Raw genomic sequence first — 21,713 nt, 5'->3', positions numbered from 1 at the left:
AATTCCGAGTGTTCGGAAACGGATTCGCCCGTACTAGAATTAAGCCGTTTCCGATTCCCGAACCTTCAAGGAGCGTCCGATGACCGACGGCCCCCGTCCGAGGCTCACAAGCACCCAGTGGCTGATCTGCGTGATCGCCGTCATCGGGTTCGCCTTCGACATCTACGAGCTTCTGATGCTTCCGTTGATTCTCCGGCCGGCGCTTCAGGAGCTGGCCGGGCTTCAGCCGGGAACGGCGGAATACGCGCACTGGGCCCGGACGCTTTTCTACGTGCCCGCCATCGCCGGCGGGATCTTCGGCCTCCTGGGCGGGTATCTCACCGATCGCCTGGGCCGCCGCCGGATGCTCACTTTCTCCATCCTTCTTTACGCGTTCTCGGCCTTCTTCGCGGGATTTTCCACCTCGCCCGGCATGCTTCTTTTCTTCCGGTGCCTCGTCTTCGTGGGGGTGTGCCTGGAGTTCGTGGCGGCGGTGGCGTGGCTGGCGGAGCTGTTCGACGATCCCAAACAGCGCGAGAAGGTTCTGGGATACACGCAGGCCTTCAGTTCCGTGGGAGGGCTTCTGGTCGCGCTCGCCTACGAGCGCTCCGTGGCCTGGGCGGCGGATCTGCCGGCCATCGGGAACCTGTTCGGCCCCGTGAAGGATCCGCATGCGCCGTGGCGGTACACGCTCATGAGCGGGCTGATCCCGGCCTTGCCGCTCATCTTCATCCGGCCGTTCCTTCCGGAGTCGCCCAAGTGGCAGGCCAAGAAGGCCGCCGGCACCCTCAAGCGTCCCAGCCTGGCGGCCCTGTTCGCGCCCGAGCTTCGGCGCACGACGCTCGTGACCACCGCCATGTTCGCCTGTTCCTTCGGGGCGGCCTTCGGCGCCATTCAGCAGATTCCGCAGATCGTGCCCGATCTTCCGGAGGTCAAGGCCCGCGCGGCGGAAGAGGTCCGGCGCCATCTGGAATCGCCGCCGGTTCTGGAGAAGACGCAGGGAAAGTCCGACGAGGAGCGGCGCAAGCTCCTGGAGGAGGAGCGCGCCAAGGCCGGCCCGCGCATCGCCCGCGCCGTGGGCCAGCAGACGGCGGCCCGCGTTCAGACGGTTCAGGAGATCGGCGGCCTCACGGGACGGGTGCTTTTGGCCTTCCTGGCCACGGTCATCGTCAGCCGCATCCGGCTCATCCGCGTGTTTCTCGTGCCGGGCCTCGTCGTCATGCCCTTCGTCTTCGGGTATGCGGCGGTGCGGGACCTGGACCTGCTGTACGTGGGCATTTTCCTGGCGGGGGTCCTGACGGTCGGCCAGTTCAGCTTCTGGGGCAATTATCTGCCGCGCGTCTATCCGGTGCACCTGCGGGGGACGGGGGAGGGATTCGCGGCCAACATCGGCGGGCGCCTGATCGGCACCGGTTTCGCCTGGGTGGCGCAGACCGTGGCCGGGATCGAGGCGCTCTTCCCCCAGGGGACGTCCGGGGCGGCGCGCCTGGCCTACACGGGGGCCGCCATTGCGCTCTTCGTGTACCTGGCGAACTTCGTGCTTTCGTTCTTCATGACGGAGCCCGAGCGCGAGGAGCTGCCGGAGTAGGGCGAGCGGCTAGACGGGATTCGGCGCGTCCGGCGGCGAGGGGAAATAACGCGCGATCGTCGCGGCGGAAGGCGGACGCGTGAGGAGCGATACCCCGACCATGAGCGCCGCGGAGCCCAGCACCATCGGGACGACCGGGAGATATCCCCCCATCGTCACGTTTCCCGGCGTGCGGGCGAATACGTCCGGCAGGACGGGGAAGGGCCGCCCCGGCGTCGAGATCGCATAAAGGTACGCCGTCGCCAGAACGCCGGCCGCCGTCCAGAGCGTGGCCGCCCAGGCTCCCGCCTTCGTGCTGCGCTTCCAGAAGAGCGCCGCGACGAGGACGGGCGAAAGCGCCGCGAAGCCGGAGAAGGCGAACCGCACCGCCAGCTCGAAGATGCCTTCCCGGTCCTGGAGCGCCACCGCGATCGCGTAGGCCGCCGCCGTGATGCCCACGATGAAGGCCCGTCCGGCCCAGACCTGGGCGCGGTCGCCGAAGCGGTTCCTTCCGCCGTAGTAGACGAGAACGTCTTCGGTGAACATCGTCGAGAGCGCCATGATCTGGGTGTCCGACGCCATGACGCACGCGAGGATTCCGGCGCTGAGGACCCCCGAAAGGAGAGGTCCGGCGTGTTCCCTCAGCAGGCGGACGATGATTTCATCGGATTCTCCGGGTCCGAGTCCGGGGAATCGCGCGGCGCCGAGGACCCCCAGGAAGACCGCGGGGGCCCAGAGCGCCAGAATGCAGAAGGGATAGGCCGCCGCCGTCCGGCGGAAGTGGCCGGGGTCCCGGGCGGTCAGGCACATGATGGAGATGTGCGGGAACATGATGGTGGAAAGCGGGATGAACATGTAGCTCAGGAACTCGCGGGGCGGGATGCGTTCCCGGGAGAGCAGCGGCGCCGTCTTCGGGTCCGCGGCGATCCGGGCCAGGGTTTCCCCCAGCCCTCCGAGGCTCCGGACGATGACGAGAAAGGCGATCGTTCCGAAGGCCAGAAAGAGGGCGGACTGGAAGGCGTTCACCCAGGCGGTTCCCCTCATGCCTCCGAAGAAGACGTAGCCCATGACGACCAGCGCCACGATCGCCCCGCCGAGCGCATAGGGGATCCGGCCGGAGCTGATCGCCTCGAGGGTGTGGCCTCCGGCCATCACCGCGATCACGATGTAGGGGACGAACATCGCCGTCGTCACGGCGAAGTAGACCGTCCCCAAGGCGCCGCATTCCCACCGGTCCCGCAGGAACTGAGTCTGCGTCATGTGGCCGAAGCGCCGCCCCACGGACCAGAGGCGGGGACCGATGAGAAGGAACGTGAGCGGAATGACGAGCGCCGACGAGGAGGCCATCAGGCCGTAGACGCCGATGCCGAGGCGGTAGGCCAGCCCGGAGCTCCCGAGGAGGGAGAAGGCCGTCATGTTGGAGCCGAAGAGGGAAAGCAGGAACACCGCTCCGCCCAGGCCGCGCCCCGCCAGGAAGAAGTCCTCTCCCGACTCCTTTCCCTTTCGGAACGCGAAGATCCCCAGGTAGAGGACAAGCCCGAGATACGCGAAGACGACGAGAGTCGGGATCATGGCGGCGGCCGCTCCGCATTCCGCGGCGGCTCCCGAAGGAGGCGCGCGAGGAGCCAGACCGTCGCCGACGCGAGCGCCGTGTAGGCCAGGTGGTACGCGAGCCCCACGGGAAGCACGCCTCCCAGGAGCGTCCGGTCGTTCCAAAACCAGACGTCGTGATGAAGCGCGGCGACGGCGGCGACCAGGAGCGCCCCCAGGAGCTTCCTCATCGACAGGGGACTGTACCTCACGGGGCGTGAAGAGGTCCACGATTCGAAGTTCCTGACGTTGACGCCGTCTTGCGGAGCGCCGTAGCATAGCCGACGGCATGAACCGCGCCACGTACGTCCTGCGGAGTCTGCGCTTTCACCGGCGGACGCATGTCGGAACCCTTCTGGGCTGCGCGCTTTCCGGCGCGGTTCTGGTCGGGGCGCTGGCGGTCGGCGATTCGGTGCGGTGGACGCTGGGGCGTCTGGCCCGGCTCCGGCTCGGACGGACGGAGTCCGCGCTCGATACGGGGAACCGTTTTTTTCGCGACCGTCTGGCGGAACGCCTGCGGAGGGAGCTGGGCGCGGACGTCTCCGCGGCTCTCCAGGTGCGGGGCATGGCGCTTCGGGAAGGGCCGGAGCGCCGCCAGGTCAACCGTGTCGAGGTCTACGGCGTCGACGGCGCGTTCTTCCGTCTGGCGGAGGAGCCCGTCGAGCTCGCTCTGGAGCCGGGGGAGGCGGCGCTGAACGGAAAGCTCGCCGCGGCCCTCGGGGTGCGCGAAGGGGACGAGATCGCCCTGCGGGTTCACAAGCCGGGCGTTCTCTCGCGGGACGCGCCGCTGGCTTCGCGCAAGGATCGGGAAACGCGACGCCGCACGTTCCGGGTGCGCGCGGTGCTGCCGGACGCCCGTTTCGGACGGTTCAGCCTCAAGTCCGACCAGGCCGCTCCGGCGCTCGCGTTCGTTTCGCTCGGGACGCTTCAGAGGCTTCTCGAATTCGAGGGCCGGGCGAACGTCCTTCTGGCCGCCGCGGCGCCGGAGGAGGTGCGGGCGGCGCTGGCCCGGGCGTGGGAGATCGAGGACGCGGGGCTCGTCCTGCGGATCCATGAGCGGCACGGGGTCGCGCAGCTTCAGACGCCGCGGATTTACCTCGATCCGGCCGTCGCGGAGGCGGCGCTCGGGGCCCGGCCGGGGGCGGTCGGGGCGTCGGCCTACCTCGTGAACTCCATTTCCGCGCCGGACGGAAGGTCCACGCCTTATTCCTTCATGGTCGCGGTCGCCCCGTCGGAAGACCGCCGGCTCAGCCCCGTGCCGCCGGATCTCCGCGACGACGAGATCCTGGTCAACCGGTGGCTGGCGGACCGGCTCGCGCTGAATCCGGGAAGCCGCGTCAAGGTCGCCTACTCGGAGCTCACGGACCGGGACACGTTCGTCGAGCGGGAACGGGAGTTTACGGTGCGGGCGGCGCTCGAGATGGAGGCGCTGGGCGCGGAGCGCGATCTCGTGCCGGAGTTTCCGGGACTGACGGACGTGGACCGGTGCGAAGAATGGGAGATCGGCCTGCCTCTGGAGGAGAAGAAGCTCAAGGATCCCGACAACGAGGCGTATTGGAAGGCGTACCGCCAGACGCCCAAGGCGATCGTGACGCTTTCGGCGGGTCGCGCGATGTGGGCGAATCGCTTCGGGGATCTGATGGCCGTGCGCTACCCGGCCGCGGAAGCGGCGGCGGTCGCGGAGGCGCTGAGGGGTCGGATCGATCCCGAGGCGGCGGGGCTGCGGGTTCGGGCGGCGCGCCGGGAGTCGGCGCGGGCGGTGGAGGAATCCACGGACCTGGGGCAGCTCTTTCTCGGGATGAGCGTTTTTCTCGCGGCCGCGTCGCTGGCCCTGACGGCGATGCTTTTCGGGTTCTCCGCCGACCAGCGCGCGCGGGAGACGGGAACCCTGCGGGCGTTGGGGTTCGCCCCGGGCGAAGCGACGAGGCTTCTTCTGGCCGAAGGGGCGGCGCTCGCGGTCGCGGGGGCGCTGGCGGGAATTCCGCTCGGGCTGGGATTCGCTCGCCTTCTCGTATGGGGGCTGGGGACGGCCTGGAGCGGGGCGGTGGCGCATGCGGCGGTCGAATTCCAGGCGCGGCTTGGGAGCGCTCTCGGCGGCGCCGCCGCGGCCGCGATCCTCTCCGTGAGCGTGATGACGTTCGCGCTGCGCCGCCAGGGACGCCGGCCGGTGCGGGAGCTTCTGGCCGGGGGCTTTTCGGAGGAGGGCGGCCGAATCGGGGCGGGCCGGGCGAAGAGGATCGGCGTTGCATCGGCCGTGGCGGCGGCGGCCGTGGCGGCGGGGGCTGTCGGGTCGGGGATGGACCAGCCCGCGCCGGCCTTTTTCGCCGCGGGGGCGCTGGCGCTGGTTGCGGGAATCGCGTCGGTGCGCTGGGCGCTCGGGCGCCCGTCCGGAGGGGAGCTGACGCTGGGCCGCCTGGGGGCGCGCAATGCGGCTCGCCGTCCGGGTCGCTCCACGGCCGCGGCCGGAATGCTCGCCTGCGGCTCGTTCCTGGTGCTCTCCGTGGGGGCGATGAAGGAAGATCCGGTGCGCGGCGCCGGGAACCGGCGGTCCGGCACGGGGGGGTTCGTCCTCTACGGCGAATCGAGCGTGGCCGTCCATGACGACCTCAACGGCGAGCGCGGGCGGCGGACGTACCGGCTGACCGACCGGGACATGATGGACGGGGTCGCCTTCGTTCAGCTTCGGATGCGCGAGGGAGACGACGCGAGCTGCCTCAACCTCAATCAGGCGCTGGCGCCGCCGCTTCTGGGCGTCGATCCCGAAGCGTTCGCGCGGCGCGGGGCGTTTGCGGAGGCGGACCTCTGGCGGCTTCTCGAGCGGCCGTTGCCGGACGGCGCGATCCCGGCGCTCGCGGGGGATTCGGCGACCGTGGCATGGAAGCTCCGGCGGAACGATCTGGATTTCGCGGACGAGCGGGGGCGGCCGTTCCGGGTGAGGATCGTGGGGTCGCTTCCCTCGCGGCTGACGCTTTTTCAGGGAAGGCTTCTGATCTCCCACCGGGACTTCACGCGGCTCTATCCCTCCGAGAGCGGCACGCGCGTGTTCCTGGTGGAGGCGCCCGCCGGGCGGGAGGAGCGCCTCCGGGCGTACCTGACGGAGCGGCTCGAAACGCTGGGGGTGGACTGGACGGCGTCAGCGGAGCGGCTCCGGGAATTCTACGCGGTCGAGGCGACGTATTTGACGCTGTTTATGGTTCTGGGCGGTTTGGGGATGCTCCTGGGCACGGCGGGGCTGGGGGTGCTGGTGCTGCGGAGCGTGATGGAGCGCCGGGGCGAGCTGGCGCTCCTGCGGGCGGTGGGGTATTCGCCGGAAGAAGCGCTCCGCGTGGTGGCGGCGGAGCATCGTTTCCTCGTGGCGGCGGGTTTGGCGGCGGGCACGGCGGCCGCGGCGCTGGCCGTGGGGCCGGCGCTGGCCCGGCCGGGAACCGAGGTGCCGGCGGCGTTTCTGGTGGGGCTCCTTCTGGCGATCGGGGCGCTCTCGTGGGCGTGGATTCAGGGGGCGGCACGCTTGGCGTTGCGCGGGCCGCTCCTGGAAGCGTTGCGGAACGAGTAGGTGGGATTCGCTCTTCCGGAGCCTTATCGGGGGCCGTTTCCGTTTCGCCGGCCCAGGGTGGCGATTTTCTGCTCGATGCGCTCGAGGGTTCGACCCTGCTCCTTAATGGCTTCCGTCTGCTTTTGGATCGCTTCCGTCTGCTTTCGGATCATCTCCACGAAATCCGCGCCGCGTTTTCCGATGACGACCAGCGCCTTGCGAATGCCTTGAACGATCTCGTTCGTGTCTTGAAGGAGTTCGTTCATCCGGCGGCGGTCCTCGTCTGCGCGGCGGGCGTACTCCCGCAGGTCCTCGCGCAGGAGTTCGTTGTCCCGGATAAGGTACTGAATCCCCTGCAGGATTTTCTCGAACCGCCGGTCGCCGTTGGCCGTCACGTCGTTACTATAAGCCGGCCGGGAACGTAGAGTCAAGGAGCGCCGGCGGTCACTTCGTCCGGAGGTCCAGGCAGACGAGTGTCGCCCGTCCGGCGGAGTGGTCGAAGTTCTGGACGTAGAGGAGCCCGCGGGAAAGTACGGGTGCGCCCCAGCAATGGGGCTTGAGGACGCGGATGGAAGAGATCTCCCGCGGTCCCTCCGGGGAAAGGTCGGCCAGGACGAGCCGGCCGTCCTCCGCCAGGAGGATGAAGCGTCCGTCCGCCCGGATCATGGATCCCCGCTCGTAGCCGCCGCGGGACCACATCAGGCGTCCGTCCTCGAGCCGCACGCAGCGGAGTTCCGCCTCGTATTCGTGGCGGCCGTCGAAGCCGTAGGCGTAGCCGTCCACGGCGATCGGCGTCGCCCAGTGGGCGCCCAGGGCGCGGTTCCTCCAGAGCTCCCGGGCTCCTCCGGCCTCGAGCTTGAGGAGCGCCGAGCCCACCCCGTAGGAGGCGCTCAGAAACACCCGCTCTCCGAGGATGACCGGAGAGGCGGCGTTGGCGCTGAAGCGCTCGCGCGCGCGGAACGGATAGCGCCAGAGGACCGTGCCGTCGGCCGCGTCGCATCCCAGGCCGCCTTCGCGCGTGAGGAAGACGGCCTGACGTTTGCCGGCCACGTCGGCGAAGGAAGCGCTCGCATAGCTGGCTCCGTCGCCATCGGTTCTCCAGAGCGTCCGGCCCGTCTTCGCGTCGATCGCGGTGACGCATCCGGCGTTCTCGTCGCCGAGGTTGAGAAAGAGCGCGCCGCCCGCCAGACGAGGGGCCACCCCCGCGCCGAAAAAGTTCTGCCGGGGTTCTCGGAAGTACTCCTCATGGAGGGAACGCTTCCAGACGACCTTTCCCGTCTCGAGGTCGAGACAGTGCAGGCGGGCCTCCGCTCCCAGGACGTAGACGCGGCCGCCGTCGATCGTGGGGGCGGCGCGGGGGCCGCCGTTATACCCGAAACGATCCACGTAGGCCGTGGGGTAGGTGAACCGCCAGGAGCGGGCGCCGCCGGCCGGATCGAGGCGCTCCACGACCTCCTCGTTGCCTTCCCGGTGGAAGACCACGAGCGCCCCGCGCACCACGGAGGGGACGGCGTAGGTCTCGCCCAGTTCACGCTTCCAGAGAACGGGCGGCCCCTCGGAGGGCCACGCCTTGAGAAGCCCCGTCTCGCGGGAAATTCCGGTGCGGTCGGGGCCGAGGAAGCAGGGCCAGTCGCCGGGCTCGGACGCCTCCTGAGGCGCGGCCGCCAGGAGGAATCCCGCCAACGCCAGGATCATTTTTTCTCGCGCACGTCGTAGCAGAGGAGCACGTCCTGATCGCGGATGTAGAGCTTGCCGCCGAAGACGACCGGATGGGGCCACGCCTGGCGGCGGCTCCGGTCCGGCTGGTCGAAGCGGCCCTTCTCGCGGTAGGCCTCGGGCGTCGCCTCGACCAGCGCGATCGGGCCGTTTTCGCTGCGGCAATAGAGATGGCCGTCCGCGTACGCCACCGCTCCCTTGCCCACGCTGCGGTCGGCCCACACCTCGCGTCCGGTCTTCAGCTCGATGCACTTCAGGATCCCCTCGTCGAATCCGTAGACGTGGTCTCCCACGAGCACGACGCCTCCGTGGTGGTTGCGCATCTGCTTTCCGGAATAAAGCTCGCGCACCGTGAAGCGCCCGCCGGCGAAGCCGACCTGGAACGCGTTGCAGCCCACGTTGTACCCGGAGGTCACGAAAACGATGCCCTCCTTGGCGACGGGAGTCGGGATGACCGCGGTCTGCCCCGGGCGATCGGCTCGCCAGAGAACCTGGCCGTTTCGGGCGGCCACTCCGGCGACGCTCCTGTCCGTAAAGACGATGTACTGCCGGATGTTGCCCCACTCGACCGGAACGAGCGACGCGTAGGCGGCCGCGTCCTTGAGCTGGGCGCTCTGCCACACCGGAGCGCCGTTCGCCTTGTTGAGCGCCAGCACCGTGCCCTTGGAGCCTCCCGGAGTGACCACGACGAGGTTTCCGTCCAGAAGCGGCGACTCGGACCAGCGCCACCCGGACATCATTCGGCCCCCGAACTGGCTCTCGAGATTCACCTTCCAGACGAGCCGTCCCGTGGCGGCCTGAACGCACGCGAGGTCTCCGTTTTGAGTCAGCGCGAAGACCAGGGTTCCGTCCGTGGCCGGGGTTGACCGGGGTCCGGGGTAATCGTTGTGTCCGCCGGCGGGACCCAGGGGCGTGGACCAGAGGATTTTCCCGTCGGCCGCGTTCAGGGCGATGAGCCGGCAGGAGTTATCCACGTCCCCCAGGGTGTAGAGGCGGTTTCCGGCCACGATCAGGCTGGAGTATCCGTCTCCGATCCCGGTGGTTTTCCACGCCAGCGGCGGGCCGCCGGAGGGCCACTGCTTGAGAAGCTCCTTGTCGGGAGACAAGCCGTCCCGCTTGGGGCCGCGATACTGGGGCCACTCGCTTTCGATGGAGGCGGCCTTGCCGGATTGCAGCGCAAGGACGCCTCCGGGTCCCCCCAGGAGAACGACAGCGATCGCGCAGAAGGTCTTCATGATCCCGGTCTCCAACGGAACGGCGGATCGCGAAACACCCGTCTCAGTCCGCCCCTCGTGATCTTTTACGCCCGGACGGGGGCCCTCATTTCGCGCGAAGATCGTAGCAGAGGATATGGTCGTCCTCCCGCAAAAAGAGGCGCCCTCCGGCGATCACGGGATGGGCCCAGCTCGGGCGGCGCCCGCTGTGGGGGACGTCGAACGCGCTCACTTCCCGGTAGCCGTCGGGCGTCGCCGGAACGAGGGCCAGCCGGCCGCTCGAATACCGGATATAGAGGCGTCCGTCCGCGTACGTCACCGCAGCCGACCCGCGGCCGGAACCGCGCTGTTTCCACCGGATCCGGCCGGTCCCGAGCTCCGCGCACCACGGGGTTCCCTTGTCGTCCGAATCCCCGTAGAGGAAATCGCCCACGAGCACCACGCCGCCGTGCTTGTTGGTCAGGTCCGGATTGAGCCCGTAGACCTCCTCGACCTTGACGCCGTCGCCGGAGACCGACTGTTTGAGAAGAGCGCCTCCGCGGCCGTATCCCGCGGTGAAGAAAACGAGATCGCCGCGGACGATCGGAGTGGGAATCACCGCCGTGGTGCGGTCGATCGGGTAGGTCCAGAGCACCTTGCCGTCCGAAGCGCGCACCCCGAGGGCTCCGCCGGCGGTCGTGGTGACGTACACGCGCGTCCCGCCGATTTCGGCGATGACGATCGAAGCGTGACCGGCCCCGCGGTCCTCGGGCACGGAGGCGGTCCAAACCGTGCGCCCCGTCTTTTTGTCCAGGCACACCAGGGTGTTGCGGGGGCCGCCGGGGGTGCAGATCAGCCGGTCGCCGTCCACAAGCGGCGACTCGCTGTATCCCCAGCCGTCTCCCTTCTTGCCGCCGAAATCCCTCGGGAGGCTTTTCCGCCACAGCTCCTTGCCCGTGGCCGCCTCCAGGCACGCCAGCACCCCGTGAGGGGAGAGGGCGAAAAGGAGGTCGCCGTCCGCCGTCGGGGTCGCCCGCGAGCCCTGCCAATCGTCTTTGCCCGAGTTCCACGCGGGACCGAGCTTGGCTTTCCAAAGGAACTTCCCGTCGGCCTCGTTGAAGCAGAGGACATATTCGTCCTTGTCGTCGGCCACCGAGGGCCCGTCGCCCATCGTGAAAATCCTTCCTCCGGAGATCGCGACGCTCGCGTACCCGCGGCCTGCGCCTTTGGCGTCCCAGAGGAGGGGCGGGCCGCCGGAGGGCCACTGTTTGAGAAGCCCCGTGTCGGGGGAAAGCCCGTCCCTCCGGGGTCCCCGGAATTGGGGCCACTCCGCCGCGGCGGGAGAGCCGGCCTGGGGGCGGGAGAAGGCGGCCGGCAGCGCCGCCGCCAAGGCCGCCGCTGCGATCAGTTTCGAAACCGTCACGGAAGCATCTCCTGACTCTGCTAATTCTTATAAACGGCGCTCGACCCTCCCGCGATGCCGTCGAACCGACAAGATCCAGCGGCGGCGAGCGTTAGAGTTTCTGGGGATCCGACGGAGATTTCGGGGCGGAGGTAACGCATGAGCGCGAACGCGGGCCGGATCGCCGCCGGGCTCCTGCTCCTGGCCGGAACCGTCCGGGGGGACGACTGGCCTTCGTGGCGGGGACCGGCGGGAAACGGCCTTTCCGCCGAGAAATCGGCGCCCTTGGAGTGGGACGCGGGCAGGAACGTGAAGTGGAAGGCCCCGCTCCCCCAGCCCGGCAACGGAAGCCCCATCGTCTCCAACGGCCGCGTCTTCGTCACCTGTCCCGAGGATCTCAACGGCCGCCGCCGGTCGCTTTACTGCTTCGACCGCGCCACGGGCCGGACGCTCTGGGTCCGCACGGTCGAGAATCGCAGGAGAACCGACGAGGGGACCGGCCGGCCGCGGTATCGGCACGAGACGAACTACCCTTCCAGTTCCACGCCGGCCGCGGACGGCGCGCGCGTCGTGGTCTGGCACGACTCGGCGGGTCTTTTCTGCTACGACTTTGCGGGCAAGGAACTCTGGTCCCGGGACCTGGGCGAGTTCTACCACCTCTGGGGCCACGGCGGGTCGCCGATCCTGCACGACGGAAAAGTCGTCCTCAATTGCAGTCCGGGGAAGGACGTCTTTCTCGTGGCCCTGGACGCGGCCACCGGAAAGACACTGTGGAAGACCGGCGAGCCCCTGGAACTGGACCCGAAGCGGGCGGCGGAAGGGTTCGGGGACAAGAATCCCGCGGGCAAGTGGGTGGGCTCGTGGTGCACTCCGACGGTCGTTCGGGTGGGGGATCGCGAGCAGATCCTCTGCGCGCAGCCGACGAGGCTGGTGGCTTACGATCCGAAGGACGGGGCGATCCTGTGGTGGTGTGGCGGCCTGCGGGGCCGCGGCGACCTGGCGTACTCCTCGCCCGTGGTGGCCGGCGACGTCGTGGTCTACATCGGCGGCTTCAGCGGGCCGGGCTTCGGGGTCCGCCTGGGCGGCACGGGCGACGTGACGGAGACCCACCGCCTCTGGTACAAGGAGGAAAACCCGCAAAGCATCGGCTCCGGCGTGTTTCTGGACGGGCACGTCTACCTGCCCTTCGAGAACCGGCTGGAGTGTCTGGACCCCAAAACCGGGCGCTCGCTCTGGCAGGACCGCGGGGTCGGGGGCGGATACTGGGGATCGATCGTTTACGCCGCGGGGCGCTGTTACGTGACGGCCCGCAACGGAACGACAGCGGTCTTCAAGCCGTCGTCCGAGCGGTTCGAGCTTCTGGCGGCCAACCGGCTGGGGGAGCCGAGCAACTCGACGCCGGCCGTGTCGAACGGCGAAATTTTCATCCGTACGTTCCAGCACGTATACTGCATCGGCGAATAGGAGGCTTATGCGGCAGGCGGCGGCGATCCTGGGCGCGCTCGTGGTTCTGGCGGCCGAGGCGGCGGCGCAGGAATGGACCCGGTTCCGGGGGCCCAACGGGACGGGCGTGAGCTCCGCCAAAGGCGCGCCCGTTCAGTGGGGACCTTCCGATTACGTCTGGCGCGTGCCGGTTCCGGGCCGGGGCGACGCCCAGCCCGTCGTGTGGGGCGACCGGATCTTCGTCCCCACGGCGTCGGAGGACGGCCGCGAATGGACGCTTCTTTGCCTGCGCAAGTCCGACGGCAGGACGCTCTGGGCGCGCAAGGTCGCCCTGCCGTCCTACGACAAGGGACGCAACCCCACGTACGCTTCGAGCACGCCCGCGGTGGACAAGGACCGGGTGTACGCCCTGTGTGCTTCCGCCGCTCAGTTTCTGGTCAAGGCCTTCGACCACGAGGGCAAGGAGCTGTGGAGCGTGAATCTCGGGCCCGTCAAGGCGCAGCACGGACAGGGAGGATCGCCCATCCTCCACGACGGAAAACTCATCGTGCCCAACGATCAGGACGGGGAGAGCTTCGTGGTCGCGCTCGACGTGCGCACGGGCCGGGCCGTGTGGCGCTCCCCGCGTCGCCCCAAGGAGCAGGGAGCCGCCTACAGCACTCCGTGCGTCCTGGAGCGGAAGGGATTCCCGCCCGAACTGCTTCTGACCAGCGAGGCTCATGGCATCTCGAGCCTCGACCCGCGCACGGGGGCGCCCCTCTGGGAGGCGCGGGTCTTCGACAAGCGGGCCGTTTCCTCGCCGGTGGTGGCGGGGGATCTCGTCTTCGGCACCTGCGGCTCGGGCGGCGGGGGCATGTACCTTGCGGCGGTCCGGCTCGGCGGCCGCGGGGACGTGACCTCGACGCACCAGGCCTACACGGTCCGGACCGGAGCGCCTTACGTCCCCACGCCGCTGGCCCTCGGGGAGCGGCTTTTTACCGTGAGCGACAACGGAGTGGCCACCTGTCTTGAGGCGGCCACGGGACGCGTCGTCTGGAGCGAACGGCTCGGCGGGGCCTTTTTCGCCTCCCCCATCGCGGTGGACGGGAAGATCTACGCTCCGTCCAAGCAGGGCGAATGCGCCGTCTGGGAGGCGGCCGACGCCTTCAAGGTCGTGGCCCGCAATCCGCTGGGCGAAGGGACCCATACGCCTCCGGTCGTGGACGGCGCGCGTCTTTACTTCCGCACCTTTACTCACCTCGTCTGCGTGGGGGCCCCGTGAGGCGAACGGCGCTGACCTTTGTCCTGGCGGCCGCGGGGGCTCTGACGGTCCGGGCCGGCGACTGGCCCATGTTCGGCGGCCGCGCCGACCGGAACATGACCTCCGCGGAGCGGGGACTCCCCGTCTCCTGGAGCGCCCAGCCGAAGAAGAACATCAAATGGACCGCCGACCTGGGAACGCAGACCTATTCCAACCCCGTCGTCGCCGGCGGACGCGTCTTCGTGGGCACGAACAACGAGCGGCCGCGCAATCCGGCCATCCAGGGGGACCGCGGCGTCCTCATGGCGTTCGCCGCCGCCGACGGCGCCTTCCTCTGGCAGGCGTCGCACGAGAAACTCCCCGGCGGAGAAAAGGAGGACTGGCCCAAGATCGGCATCTGCTCGACCCCCTGCGTCGCGGGCGACCGCGTCTACTACGTCAGCAACCGCGCCGAGCTCGTCTGCGCCGACGTCGAGGGGTTCGCGGACGGGGAAAACGACGGGCCCTACGCCTCCGAGCGCGCGACGGGGCCGCACGACGCCGATTTCGTGTGGATCCTCGACATGAAGCGCGATCTCGGCGTGGCTCCCAACCAGGCGTCGGCCTCCTCCCCGGTCGTCGTGGACGGCCTCGTCTTCGTCGTCACGGGGCATTCCGCCGACCATGAGACGCGGACGGTCAAGAATCCCAAGGCGCCGAGCTTTATCGCCGTGGAGGCGGCCACGGGAAAGCTGGTCTGGCAGGACGCATCTCCCGGCGACCGGATCATGGAGGCTCAGTGGGGCTCGCCCGCGTACGGGGTGGTGGACGGCCGCCCCCAGGTGGCGTTCCCGGGAGGGGACGGATGGCTGTACGCCTTCGAGCCGCGCTCGGGGAAGCTCCTCTGGAAGTTCGACTGCAAGGCCCATGAGAAGCGCGGACCCGATGGAAAGCCGGAGACGGACAATACGCTCATCGCCACGCCGGTCTACGCCGGCGACCGGGTTCTGATCGCGGTGGGCCGGGATACCGACACGTCGGGCCCGCCGGGATGTCTCCGGGCGATCGATGCCCGCCGGAGCGGCGACGTTACCGGGACGGCCGAGCTCTGGCGCCTGGCGGGGGAGGACTTCGGCCGCAGCCTTTCGATGGCGGCCGTCCACGACGGCCTCGTCTACGCGGTCGAGCAGGACGGATTCCTCAACTGTCTGGAGCTCGAGACGGGCCGGCGGGTCTGGAAACACGATCTTCTTTCCACCGTATGGGGTTCGCCGCTCGTGGCCGACGGGAAGGTCTACCTCCGCAACGGAGACGGGGACGTCCTTGTCCTGGCGGCGGGCCGCGAGAAGAAGGTCCTGGCCAGGAACACGCTGCCCAAGTGCGGCCACGGCTCGGTGACGGCGGCCGGGGGGACGCTCTACGTGGCCGGCGACTCCGTGCTCTACGCGATCGCGGCGGAGCGCTGACCTCCGTCAGCGCGCCCGGACGTCGTAACAGCTCAAGGTGTCGTGATAGCGCAGGTAGAGCCGGCCGTCGAGGAGCACCGGGTGAGCCCACGCGTCGTTCACCCGGCGGGGCGTCAGGGAGAACGAGCCGGCGATCGAAAAGCCCTCCGCCGCGGGCGTGACGAGGGCCGCCCGGCCGTCCTCGCCCAGGGCATACAGGCGGCCGTCCGCCCAGACGGCCGATCCGCTGCGCAGCGCGTCGAGCTCCGCGCGCTTACGGCCCGTCTTCCAGTCCACCGCGATCCAGTGCTTGAATTCCCGGTATCCGCCTCCGTAGAGGACGCCGTCGCGAAGGATCCAGCTTCCGGTGCACGTGTCGAAGGGCGTGTCCCAGACGCGCTCCACGCGGGCGCCGTCGTCGAGAAGCCGATAGCAGCCGATCGTCGCGTACGGCGTTCCGAAGTGGACCTGTCCGTCGCCGTAGACGGGCGTCGAGGCGTTGACGTCGTAAGGGGTTTTCATCGGCACCGTCCAGAGGAGCCGGCCCGTATCCGCGTCCACGCCGAAGCCGTGCCTGGAGGAGCAGCTGATGAGGAGCCTTCGTCCGGCGTGGCGCACAAGAATCGGCGACGCGTAGGTGGCGGTGTCGCCGGCGAGCGCCTCCATGGTCCAGAGCGTGCGGCCGTCGGTCTTGTCGAGCGCCGCCAAAAGCGCCGCGCGGCCGCCGGGGGTGACGATGAGGCGCGGGCCGTCGACGAGCAGACATTCGCTCAGGCCCCAGGTGATGTTGGATCCTTCGAAGCGCTCCAGGACGTTGACGGCCCAGAGCTCTCGTCCGGAAGCGGCGTCGAGGCACGCGACCCGTCCGTGGGCGTTCATGTGGTAGAGGCGCCCCTCGGAGAACGCCATCGCCGCGCGGGCGCCGGGATACGGGCCTTTCCAGGCGGGTCCGTTGGTCGCGCGCCAGAGAGGCTTGCCTTCCAGGTCGAAGGCGTAGAGCGCGACCTCGTTTCCCGCGTCGCCGGTGATGTACAGGCGCCCGCCGCCGAAGACCGGCGAGGACCAGCCGCGTCCGAGGGCGTCGATTTTCCAGAGAAGGCGCGGGCCGGCCTCCGGCCAGCGGGGAAGAAGCCCGGTTTCGGCCGAGATTCCGTCGCGCCCGGGGCCGCGCCACTGGGGCCAGCCGGGTTCCGGCGATGGGATCGGGCCGTCCTGGACGGCCAGCAGGGCCGCCAGAGCGAGCGCGCGCGTCATGGGATCGTCCAGCGGGCCAGGGACGTTCCGTCCTTGACGAAGATCGTCCGTCCCGAGACGACCGGATGGGCCCAGGCGGGTCCGTCGGCCACGGTCCAGCGCGCCCGTTCGGTGTAGTCCTTGTCCGAGGCGTCGAAGACGACGAGCTGCGCGGGGTCCTTGCGGTTGGGCGCCTCGGTGATCAGGGCGAGGATGGCGGTTCCCGCGTCGAGGAGGGCGGCGTTTTCGCCCTGGCGCCCGTCGCCCGTCCAGAGCGTCTCCCCCGTGCGGGCGTTCAGGCAGAAGAACTGGCCGCGGCGCTTTTCGCTGAAGCCGAAAAGCCGGTCGCCCTTGAGGAGGGGGGTGCTCATGTACATCGACACCTCGTCCGTGTGCCAGGCCTGGGCGGGACTTTCGCCTTCCAGGCGCCAGGCCGTAACCCCGCGGCGGTAGCCCGACAGGATGACGAGGTTGTCCAGGACCACGGGCGTCACGGAATTCTGTTCGTACTCGGTCTTGTATTCGATTTTCCAGAGAAGCCTTCCGTCCTCGGCCGAAAGTCCGACGGCGTGGTTCTGGGTCTGGGTGAGGATTTGGCGTTTGCCGCCGATCTCGGCCGCCACGGGGGAGGCGTAGCCCGGGCCGTCGCCGTCCCAGCTCCAGCGGACCTTGCCCGTGCCGGCCTCAAGCGCGAGCACCGCCCCTTTGTTTTTTCCGCCCGCCTGGACGATCAAGAGGCCGCGGTCCACCAGGGGCGAGGCGGCCGCGCCCCACTCGGGCCAGGGCTTGGGGAAGCGATCCCGGAAGTCCTGGCGCCAGAGGACCTTTCCCGTGGCGGCGTCCAGGCACGACAGGATGCCGGTGATGCCGAACGTGAAGACGCGTCCGTCGGCGACGGCCGGCGAGGCGAAGGGGCCGGTTCCGTGAGACTCGGCCGAAGGCTCGGGCTTGTAGGGGGCGGGGACGCGGTCCTTCCAGATTTCCTTGCCGGTTTCCGCGTCGAGGCAGAGGACGACTTCGTCTTCTCCCTGTCGGGCGTGCACGTAGAGGCGACCGGCGACCAGCGCGGGGGTGGCATGGCCGCCGCCGACCTGGACCTGCCAGGCGCGTTCGAGCTTTTCGGGCCATCGGGCGGGCGGCTGGAAGCCCGCCAGGCGCCCGTCGCGGGCGGGTCCGCGCCAGCCAGGCCAGTCCTGCGCGGCGGCGCGTCCGGCCAGGATCAGCGCCGCGGCCAGGGCGGCGGCGCGCGAGTAAAGGTTCGCGTTCATGGGTCCCCCTGCGTTTCCTGTTCTCCCCTTTATACGCCGGCGGCGGGCGGCGCAGAGGCGAGCTTATCGCGGCGCGCGTCCGGGGGCAAGATCCCGGCGGCGGGACGACCGAAGCATCCGTTAGGGAGCTTCTACAGCGCGCCCCCGCGCGCCTCGAGGTCCCCCAGGAGACCGGCGTCCCGGCAGGCCCGCCGGAGGTCCGCCTCGAACGCCTGGAGCGCGGCGCGCGAGTATTCCATCGACCGGAGAATGTAGGCGGGATGAAACGTCGGCAGGACCCGCACGCCATGAACTTCGACGTGCCGGCCGCGGAGCCGGGCGAGGCTTTCCTTCGTGTCCAGAAGCGCCTGAGCGGCGACCGTGCCCAGCGCGCAGATGACCTTCGGGCGCACCAGGGCGATCTCGCGCCGAAGGTGCGTCATGCAAGCCCGGATCTCGGCCGCACGGGGGAGGCGGTTTTCCGGCGGGCGGTACTTGACCACGTTGGTGATGTAGACCTGCGAGCGGGCGACGCCCAGCTTCTCGAGCGCGCGATTGAGGAGTTGGCCGGCCCTTCCCACGAAGGGCTCGCCCACGCGGTCTTCCTCCCGTCCGGGCGCTTCCCCCACGAACATGAGCGGCGCGCCGACGGTGCCCGTTCCCAGGACGGCCTGCGCGGCTGTTTCCGACAGCCCGCACCGGCCGCACGCCAGCACTTCCCGCCGGAGCTCGGCAGAGTCGGAAGGAGGAAGGTCCTGGGGCGCCTTCGGCCCTCCACGCGGCGGGGTCGGCTGCTCTTCCACAGACACCTCAGCGGAGGGGACGCCTCCTTTCTGGGAGATTCGCCCTCCGGGAGGACCGTTATGCTCCGCGGAAGCCGCTCTCGATTTGCGTCACGGGAGGCCCCTTGCGGGACGTAGGAAAACAGGATACCCTTGAATTCGATCCTGTTCCGGAGTTCGGAGCGGGTTCCAAGGCCGGATATCCGATGGGGGCGAGCATGCGATACGTGGCGGGGGTCTTTCTCTTTCTCGGGTCGGTCGCGGGCGCTCAGGACGGGAATGGTCTGAGCCAGCGGAATATCGACGAAGCCATCCGTCGCGGCGTCGCCTGGCTGCGTACCGCTCCTTCCACCGGCGGACACCTCAACACGAACTGCGACGAGCTGATTCTCCTGACCTTCATCCACGCCGGCGTGTCCGAGCGGGACGAGCACTTCCAGAAACTCTTCAAGAATGTCATGGAGGCGCCCCTCGAACACACCTACAAAGTGGCCCTGCTGGCCATGTGCCTGGAGGAGCTGGACCGCGTGACTTTCCAGTGGCGGATCGCCCAGTGCGCCCAGTTCCTCGTGGACAACCAGTGCCAGAACGGCCAGTGGTCCTACGGCAAACCCACGGAGGCGGTCAAGAACATCGCCTCCGGAGACAAGGAGCTCAAGCCTCCCGCGCCCACCAAGGGCGTGCGCGAATTCGGCGCCGAGCGGGAGAAGCCCAAAGTCCGGCAACGGTTGAAAGTATCCAAGGGGAAGCCTGTGGGACCGGCTTCAGGGGACAATTCGAATTCCCAGTACGCGGCCTTGGGCTTGCGCGCCTGCTACGACGCCGGCGTCGATGTTCCGGAAGAAACGGTGTACCTGGCCTACAAGTGGTGGGTCGAAAGCCAGCACCCCGACGAAGGCGGGGCGGGCAAAAACGACGTCGCTTCCGGCGACGGCGGAAAGACGCAGGGATGGAACTACCGTTCGCCCGCCGTGGACGACCGGAAACCCTACCATGCCATGACGGCCGGCGCTCTCGGCGCGGTCTGCATCTACAACTACATGATGGGCCGGGACTGGAAAAAGGATCCCGTCGTCAAGGCGGGGTACAACTGGCTGGCCAAGCACTTCACCGTGAACTCGAACTATTACTACATGTACGGCCTGGAGCGCGCGGGCATGCTCTACGGGACCGACAAGTTCGGAGATCACGACTGGTATCTCAAGGGCGCGCAACTCCTCCTTAAACAGCAGAAGGCCGACGGCTCCTGGAACCGGGGCGACAAGCCGGAGGAGGGCACCTGGGATACCTGCTTCGCCATTCTCTTTCTCAAGAAGGCCACGCGGGCGATCGCCAGCGAAGGCGGACGCCGCCGGTAACGGGCCGGCGCGGCCGGTCCGGGAATCAGAGGCAGGGGAGCATCGATTCCCGCCCCCGCTCCGCCGGTTTCCCCCCGGCGTCCGGAGGAGGAAAGGGGCGCAGAACGTCGCGCAGCTCCACGGGACAGGCGGGTTCCAGCGCCTCGACCGCGCGGGCGGCCAGCTGTCCGCTGTGGGTCTTCTGAATCGGGCTCCGAAGGCTCGGGATGCACGCCGCCGCGCCGAGGATCAGGATGATCGTCAGGGCGGTTCCCTGAGCGGCGCCCAGAATCGCGCCCAGGTAGCGATCCCAGGGCAGAAAGCCCCAGCGCTCCAGGCTCCGCCGGTAAAGCAGAGCCCCCAGGTGAACCGCCAGGCCCACGAGGACGAAAAGCACGCTTCCCGCGATCAGCCGGCGGAGGGGCGAAGGCGCGCCGAAGAACGCGGCCCAGGTTTCCGAAAGGGGGATCGCCACCGCCGCGCCGCCGGCCAGCGAGAGGAGCGCCGCCGCCTGCCAGGCGAAGCCCACGCGCGCGCCCCGCGCCGCCGCCAGCAGAACCACGCCCCCCGCGATGAGGTCCAGCATCGCTTTATTCAATTATAAGACCTTCCCGGAAACGCGGAGGGCGCCGTGGAGGACGCGTCACGCCCCCCGGGGCGCCGCCCAGTGGCCTTCCCGGTAGGTCCGGCGCAGCAGGCGCGAGGCTTCCTCGTCTCCGATGATCTCTTCCCGCTCGGGATCGAACCGCAGCGTCCGTCCCACCCGCGTGGCGATGTTGCCCAGATGGCACAGCGTGCTGGAGAGATGATTGATCCCGATGTCCGCGCGGGGCGTGCCGCCGGAGCGGATGCACTCGAGGAAATCCGCGTGATGGGGCGCCAGGGCGACTCCCCCCTTGCCGCCGGGGCCCGGTTCGTTTCGGTGCCCGTAGACCTGCCATCCGGACCGCCCGAGAAGCATCATGCCCCGCGTCCCGTAAAAGGCGTTTCCGTTCCCCTCTCCCTCCTGCGCGTACGGGGACCAGAGGCGCTGTTCGTAGACGATCTGCTTTTTCTTCCCCCCGTGGGTGAACTCGAAGACGGCGTACTGCGTGTCCGGGAATTCCTGATCGTCGTCGAAGAAGTACTTTCCGCCCAGGGCGGCCACCGACGTGGGATGCGTCTCCACGCCCAGGCCCCAGCGGGCCACATCCAGCTGGTGGACGCCGTCGTTTCCGATGTCCCCCGTGCCGAAGTTGTAGAACCAGTGCCAATGGTACGGGTGGAGATTCTTCTGGTACGGGCGCATCGGGGCGGGCCCCACCCACAGATCGTAGTCGAGGTGCGCGGGCGGATCCGAGGGACGTTCCTTCCCGATGTTGACCCGCTGCTGGCTGTTCCACACCTTCGCCACGAGCACTTCGCCGATCACGCCCTCGTGCAGGGCCTGGATCGCCTGCCGCGCCCACTCGCTCGAGCGCCGCTGCGTGCCGACCTGGACGACCCTCTTGTGCCGCCGGGCCGCCTCCACCATCAGCCTCCCCTCGCGGACGTTGTGCGAGCAGGGCTTTTCCACGTACACGTGCTTGCCCGCGTCGCAGGCCAGGATCGTCGCCGGCGCATGCCAGTGGTCGCAGGTGGCCACCCACACAGCATCCACGGATTTGTCGTCGAGCACCCGCCGGAGATCCTGAACCGCTTGAGGCTTCGTGCCGGCGACCCGCTCCACCGCCTGGGCCGCGGCCGCCGCGCGCGAAACGTCCGGGTCGCAGAGGTAGGCCACGGAAACGTCCTTGCGCTCGGCCAGATGGCGCGCGTGGCTGGTGCCCATGCCGCCGCATCCGATGACCGCCGCGACGATCCGGTCGTTGGCCGCATCCGCGCGGGACGGACCCGCCAGAACCGCCGCCGCGGCCGCCGCCCCCGTGTGAGCCAGAAAATCGCGCCGCGTGGGATGATCCATCGTGACGTCCTCCCCGAACTCCGGATGGAAATCCCGCTCCCACGCCTCCTTCTTTGGATACGCTCCGCGGGGACGGCTCGGTTCCT

General features: G+C 69.1%; 17 protein-coding genes. 6 read left to right on the top strand and 11 right to left on the bottom strand.

From position 1 onward, the window contains the following. The first annotated feature begins 79 nt into the window (after positions 1-79). Entirely contained in the window at positions 80-1,567 is a 1,488-nt protein-coding gene (locus VNO22_08415; GenBank protein HXG61383.1) for an MFS transporter, read from the top strand. A gap of 9 nt (positions 1,568-1,576) precedes the next feature. Here VNO22_08415 and VNO22_08410 read toward each other — a convergent pair whose 3' ends face one another. Continuing rightward, a complete protein-coding gene (locus tag VNO22_08410; GenBank protein ID HXG61382.1) occupies positions 1,577-3,118 on the bottom strand; it encodes a sodium:solute symporter family protein in 1,542 nt (513 codons plus the stop codon). After that, the gene (locus VNO22_08405) at positions 3,115-3,327 is read right to left on the bottom strand and encodes a DUF3311 domain-containing protein (protein ID HXG61381.1); all 213 of its coding nucleotides are present in this window, start codon (positions 3,325-3,327) and stop codon (positions 3,115-3,117) included. Before VNO22_08405 ends, VNO22_08410 begins: the two co-directional genes overlap by 4 nt. Before the next feature lie 98 nt (positions 3,328-3,425). Here VNO22_08405 and VNO22_08400 point away from each other — a divergent pair, with 98 nt between their 5' ends. Then, the gene (locus VNO22_08400) at positions 3,426-6,689 is read left to right on the top strand and encodes an ABC transporter permease (protein HXG61380.1); all 3,264 of its coding nucleotides are present in this window, start codon (positions 3,426-3,428) and stop codon (positions 6,687-6,689) included. 23 nt (positions 6,690-6,712) lie between these two features. On the opposite strand, the gene VNO22_08395 is transcribed toward VNO22_08400, so the two are convergent. From VNO22_08395 to VNO22_08380, 4 genes are all read right to left on the bottom strand, one after another. Beyond that, on the bottom strand, positions 6,713-7,063 hold the full coding sequence (locus tag VNO22_08395; GenBank protein HXG61379.1) for a hypothetical protein: 351 nt from the start codon (positions 7,061-7,063) through the stop codon (positions 6,713-6,715). 49 nt (positions 7,064-7,112) lie between these two features. Continuing rightward, positions 7,113-8,363: a PQQ-binding-like beta-propeller repeat protein gene (locus VNO22_08390; protein HXG61378.1), complete on the bottom strand. Its 1,251-nt coding sequence runs from the start codon at positions 8,361-8,363 to the stop codon at positions 7,113-7,115. Beyond that, positions 8,360-9,619: a PQQ-binding-like beta-propeller repeat protein gene (locus VNO22_08385; protein HXG61377.1), complete on the bottom strand. Its 1,260-nt coding sequence runs from the start codon at positions 9,617-9,619 to the stop codon at positions 8,360-8,362. Before VNO22_08385 ends, VNO22_08390 begins: the two co-directional genes overlap by 4 nt. 85 nt (positions 9,620-9,704) lie before the next feature. Then, positions 9,705-11,000: a PQQ-binding-like beta-propeller repeat protein gene (locus VNO22_08380; GenBank protein HXG61376.1), complete on the bottom strand. Its 1,296-nt coding sequence runs from the start codon at positions 10,998-11,000 to the stop codon at positions 9,705-9,707. Positions 11,001-11,138: 138 nt separating this feature from the next. Between VNO22_08380 and VNO22_08375 the strand changes: the two genes are divergently transcribed. From VNO22_08375 to VNO22_08365, 3 genes are read left to right on the top strand one after another with little or no spacing between them, the layout of a single operon-like run. Beyond that, entirely contained in the window at positions 11,139-12,443 is a 1,305-nt protein-coding gene (locus VNO22_08375) for a PQQ-binding-like beta-propeller repeat protein (GenBank protein HXG61375.1), read from the top strand. Positions 12,444-12,450: 7 nt separating this feature from the next. After that, the gene (locus VNO22_08370) at positions 12,451-13,683 is read left to right on the top strand and encodes a PQQ-binding-like beta-propeller repeat protein (protein HXG61374.1); all 1,233 of its coding nucleotides are present in this window, start codon (positions 12,451-12,453) and stop codon (positions 13,681-13,683) included. After that, the gene (locus tag VNO22_08365) at positions 13,680-15,107 is read left to right on the top strand and encodes a PQQ-binding-like beta-propeller repeat protein (GenBank protein ID HXG61373.1); all 1,428 of its coding nucleotides are present in this window, start codon (positions 13,680-13,682) and stop codon (positions 15,105-15,107) included. Before VNO22_08370 ends, VNO22_08365 begins: the two co-directional genes overlap by 4 nt. A 6-nt stretch (positions 15,108-15,113) precedes the next feature. On the opposite strand, the gene VNO22_08360 is transcribed toward VNO22_08365, so the two are convergent. The 3 genes from VNO22_08360 to VNO22_08350 form a co-directional block, all read right to left on the bottom strand. Continuing rightward, positions 15,114-16,340 carry a PQQ-binding-like beta-propeller repeat protein gene (locus VNO22_08360; GenBank protein ID HXG61372.1) on the bottom strand — a complete coding sequence of 409 codons (1,227 nt, stop codon included), beginning with the start codon at positions 16,338-16,340 and terminating at the stop codon, positions 15,114-15,116. After that, the gene (locus VNO22_08355; protein ID HXG61371.1) at positions 16,337-17,587 is read right to left on the bottom strand and encodes a PQQ-binding-like beta-propeller repeat protein; all 1,251 of its coding nucleotides are present in this window, start codon (positions 17,585-17,587) and stop codon (positions 16,337-16,339) included. Before VNO22_08355 ends, VNO22_08360 begins: the two co-directional genes overlap by 4 nt. 131 nt (positions 17,588-17,718) lie before the next feature. Next, on the bottom strand, positions 17,719-18,369 hold the full coding sequence (locus VNO22_08350) for a uracil-DNA glycosylase (protein ID HXG61370.1): 651 nt from the start codon (positions 18,367-18,369) through the stop codon (positions 17,719-17,721). A 197-nt stretch (positions 18,370-18,566) separates the two neighbouring features. Between VNO22_08350 and VNO22_08345 the strand changes: the two genes are divergently transcribed. Then, complete coding sequence (locus tag VNO22_08345) at positions 18,567-19,706, top strand: hypothetical protein (protein HXG61369.1); 1,140 nt, start codon at positions 18,567-18,569, stop codon at positions 19,704-19,706. A gap of 25 nt (positions 19,707-19,731) precedes the next feature. Here VNO22_08345 and VNO22_08340 read toward each other — a convergent pair whose 3' ends face one another. Next, on the bottom strand, positions 19,732-20,271 hold the full coding sequence (locus VNO22_08340; protein ID HXG61368.1) for a CvpA family protein: 540 nt from the start codon (positions 20,269-20,271) through the stop codon (positions 19,732-19,734). Positions 20,272-20,328: 57 nt separating this feature from the next. Further along, complete coding sequence (locus VNO22_08335; GenBank protein HXG61367.1) at positions 20,329-21,627, bottom strand: Gfo/Idh/MocA family oxidoreductase; 1,299 nt, start codon at positions 21,625-21,627, stop codon at positions 20,329-20,331. Positions 21,628-21,713: the final 86 nt, after the last annotated feature.

It is taken from the genome of Planctomycetota bacterium (assembly GCA_035574235.1).
Classification (GTDB): domain Bacteria; phylum Planctomycetota; class MHYJ01; order MHYJ01; family JACPRB01; genus DATLZA01.
The sequence above is the reverse complement of the archived record's forward strand: the minus strand, read 5'-3'. Positions and strand labels throughout refer to the sequence as shown.